General features: G+C 39.8%; 4 protein-coding genes. 1 reads left to right on the top strand and 3 read right to left on the bottom strand.

Translation table 11 applies throughout. The features are described 5' to 3' along the window. Positions 1–66 precede the first annotated feature (66 nt). The 3 genes from HMPREF9969_RS00020 to HMPREF9969_RS00010 all read right to left on the bottom strand — a co-directional run bounded on the left by HMPREF9969_RS00020 (position 67) and on the right by HMPREF9969_RS00010 (position 1,799). The gene (locus HMPREF9969_RS00020) at positions 67–279 is read right to left on the bottom strand and encodes a hypothetical protein (RefSeq protein WP_009433829.1); all 213 of its coding nucleotides are present in this window, start codon (positions 277–279) and stop codon (positions 67–69) included. 164 nt (positions 280–443) lie between these two features. Then, on the bottom strand, positions 444–626 hold the full coding sequence (locus HMPREF9969_RS00015) for a hypothetical protein (protein WP_009433830.1): 183 nt from the start codon (positions 624–626) through the stop codon (positions 444–446). Positions 627–782: 156 nt separating this feature from the next. After that, the gene (locus tag HMPREF9969_RS00010) at positions 783–1,799 is read right to left on the bottom strand and encodes a class II fructose-bisphosphate aldolase (protein WP_009433833.1); all 1,017 of its coding nucleotides are present in this window, start codon (positions 1,797–1,799) and stop codon (positions 783–785) included. 196 nt (positions 1,800–1,995) lie between these two features. On the opposite strand from HMPREF9969_RS00010, the gene HMPREF9969_RS00005 reads away from it, so the two are divergent. Continuing rightward, complete coding sequence (locus HMPREF9969_RS00005) at positions 1,996–2,799, top strand: Cof-type HAD-IIB family hydrolase (RefSeq protein ID WP_009433828.1); 804 nt, start codon at positions 1,996–1,998, stop codon at positions 2,797–2,799. The last annotated feature ends 758 nt before the right edge of the window (positions 2,800–3,557 follow it).

Raw genomic sequence — 3,557 nt, 5'->3', positions numbered from 1 at the left:
TATGAATGAATGTCGTTTCATCGTTTTCTTCATTTTTACTTAGTTCTCTTTGTTAATAACTCTCTGTTAGTCTTCCCAAGCGGAAAAATCGTCTTCGTTCTCATTGTCAGCTCCCTGCCATGCTGGTGCTTGCTTAGCACTGCTGATGGTTCCTCCAGGTGTTGCTGGGTTGTGCTGACCATTAAAAGGAGACCCCGCCATTAAATTAGTGGTTTCGTTTACCTGAACTATTACGCAATTAGGTGCAGAATAGTTCTTCTTTTCTTTCTTTTTCTCCATTGTTTTATTGATTAAAAATAGTTGTTATTTCGTGCTTAATTTCTCTATATTTCGGTTTAGGTACGGACACAAAAAAAGAACAAAGGACACTTCTGAAGTCCTTTGTTTACAGGGTTTGCGGCACGCTTCGCGCGCGCGTACGCGAGAAGAAAAAAATGTGTAATTTACGTCTGCTCTACTAGAGAGAGAGAGAGAGAGAGTATACAAATATTTGGAACTACCAAATAATTTGCTATCTTTTTCTCATCTTTTTTTGTTAGAGAATCAAATGTACGAACAACCGTACCTATACCTTTATTATATAGGGCTGCGTACTGCTGATAATTATGATTCTTTGTAATTCTCATCTGCTTTTTGATAAGTCGACGGCAAAGGTAATAATAAAAATTAAAAGGAACAAATAAAATAAGAAGAAGTATCATATAAAAAGAAAAGCGATAGCACCCAATAAGGGCACTACCGCCATCTTTTACTATATGGTAATTCTAATCTACAACTGTAAATTAATCGCAGTTAACGAGCTTGTTGTCAGAACCAAGAACATCTGTGATCTTATGCTTGTAAAGGTCTTCCATGTACTCACGAGCCTTTCCGCAGTACTGACGTGGGTCGAAGTACTCTGGGTGCTCATCGAATGTCTGACGTACACCTGCAGTAAATGCAAGACGTGAGTCAGAGTCGATGTTGATCTTACATACAGCACTCTTAGCTGCCTGACGGAGCTGATCTTCAGGAATACCAACAGCGTTTGGCAACTTACCACCATGCTCGTTGATGATGTCAACATACTCCTGTGGAACAGAAGAAGAGCCGTGAAGAACGATTGGGAAGCCTGGGAGCTGCTTCTCGATGGCTGCGAGAACGTCGAAAGCCAATGGAGGAGGAATCAAACGACCAGTCTTCGGGTCACGTGTACACTGCTCTGGAGTGAACTTGTAAGCACCATGAGAAGTACCAATAGAGATTGCCAATGAGTCACAACCAGTGCGAGTAGCGAAGTCAACAACCTCTTCTGGCTTTGTATAGTGTGATACCTCAGCTACAACATCATCCTCAACACCAGCGAGAACACCAAGTTCTGCCTCTACAGTTACGTCGAACTGATGTGCATACTCTACTACCTTCTTTGTCAAAGCGATATTCTCCTCGTATGGAAGAGCAGAACCATCAATCATTACAGAAGAGAATCCGAAGTCTACACAAGACTTACATGTCTCGAAGCTATCACCATGGTCTAGGTGAAGAACAATCTCTGGATGATGGCAACCCAACTCCTTTGCGTACTCTACAGCACCCTCTGCAAGGTAACGAAGTAAAGTCTGGTTAGCATACTTGCGGGCACCCTTAGATACCTGAAGGATAACTGGTGACTTTAGTTCTGATGATGCCTTGATGATTGCCTGAAGCTGCTCAAGGTTATTGAAGTTGAATGCTGGGATTGCATAACCGCCTTTGATTGCCCTCTTGAACATATCACGTGTGTTCACGAGACCTAATTTCTTGTAATCTACTACTGCCATAATTAATTATGTTTTAATAATGAAATAAGTCAATACCTATTGTTACTTGCAAAAGTACGACATTATTTTCTGATAGCCAAGATATGATAGCTATTAAATGAAGTGCAAGTGTTAAATTGCGTAATTAACTATTACCTGGACTCGACTTATATGTACCTTTGCATACAAATGACGAATGATTAAGTGTAAAGGATATATGAACTATAAGATGATTGTGCTCGATCTTGATGGCACACTGACGAATAATAAGAAGGAGATAACGCCTAAGACGAAGGAAGCTCTTATGCAAGCGCAGGCAAAGGGTGTGCATATTGTATTGGCATCGGGGCGTCCCACTTACGGAATTATGCCTCTTGCTGAGGAGTTAGAACTAAAGACTCATGGCGGATTCATCCTCGCTTACAATGGAGGAAAGATTATTGACTGCACGAACAATCGTGTTTTATTTGAACAGAAGTTGGATGAGAAGCTCGTTCCCATGCTCTACGAAGGGGCGAAAAAGGCTGGTTTACAGATTCTAACTTACCAAGGTGAGGGTATTGCAGCCACTCAAAAGGATGATAAATATGTACAGATTGAGGCGCACATCAATAAGATGCCCGTCGTACAATACGATGACTTCCTCTGTCAACTGGTCTATCCTATTAATAAATGTCTGATTGTTGGCGAACCAACTAAGCTCCATCAACTAGAGTTAAGTCTACTTGCTCAACTGAAAGGACAGATGGAACTCTATCGTTCAGCCGATTACTTCTTAGAGTGTGTGCCCTTAGGTATCGACAAAGCGCAGTCGCTCAACCGCTTAATCACTACACTCGGTATCACCCAAGAGGAGGTTATCGCCTGTGGTGATGGCTATAACGACCTGAGTATGATACGCTTTGCAGGACTCGGGGTAGCCATGGCGAACGCTGCAAAAGACATTCAATCCGAAGCCGATTACGTAACATTATCGAACGAAGAAGATGGTGTTGCACATGTTGTTGAGCAGTTTATCTAATTCAAAATGCAATGTTCACTATTCTAGGTTGTGGTTAATTAGACAGAAGGACATGGTTTTTTAGACAAAATGACATAAGGACATATTGTTTTAATGACATACTTTAAAGACAGAGTAACATAGGAACAATGTGCTTTGTAACAGATGTTTAAGACAGAAGAACATGGTTTTTTAGACAAAATGACATAAAGACATATGGGTTGAAGGACATATTATTAAGACATAGCAACATAGGAACACGAATCCTAATAACGAAAGAACGAAAACAAGGAAAGGCTCTTCTCCATTTGAGAAGAAGCCTCACCCCCAACCCCTCTCCGAATGGAGAGGGGAGTGAAAACCATTATTTGCAGATAAAGAGGGCGTTTCGTCACATTGAAGAAAGGCTCTTTTGGATAGGAAGAAAGGCTCTTCTCCATTTGAGAAGAGCCTTTCCTTATTTGCTATCTTATACTCGTACACCTCGTAACCCTATATTACTCAGCCTAAGAAACACGTCATTAAAACAATATGTCTTTATGTCATTTTGTCTAAAAAAACATATCCTTATGTCTTAAACATCTGTTACTAAGCACATTGTTACTATATTATTATGTCTTTAATATATGTCATTAAAACAATATGTCCTTATGTCATTTTGTCTAAAAAAACATATCCTTATGTCTTAAACATCTGTTACTAAGCACATTGTTACTATATTATTATGTCTTTAATATATGTCATTAAAACAATATGTCCTTATGTCATTTTGTCTAAAA

It is taken from the genome of Prevotella sp. oral taxon 306 str. F0472 (assembly GCF_000257925.1).
Lineage (GTDB): Bacteria > Bacteroidota > Bacteroidia > Bacteroidales > Bacteroidaceae > Prevotella > Prevotella vespertina.
The sequence above is the reverse complement of the archived record's forward strand: the minus strand, read 5'-3'. Positions and strand labels throughout refer to the sequence as shown.

Coding starts and splice junctions, on each gene's coding strand:
- HMPREF9969_RS00020 (WP_009433829.1), bottom strand. CDS start 279: ATGGAGAAAAAGAAAGAAAAGAAGAACTATTCTGCACCTAATTGCGTA.
- HMPREF9969_RS00015 (WP_009433830.1), bottom strand. CDS start 626: ATGAGAATTACAAAGAATCATAATTATCAGCAGTACGCAGCCCTATAT.
- HMPREF9969_RS00010 (WP_009433833.1), bottom strand. CDS start 1,799: ATGGCAGTAGTAGATTACAAGAAATTAGGTCTCGTGAACACACGTGAT.
- HMPREF9969_RS00005 (WP_009433828.1), top strand. CDS start 1,996: ATGAACTATAAGATGATTGTGCTCGATCTTGATGGCACACTGACGAAT.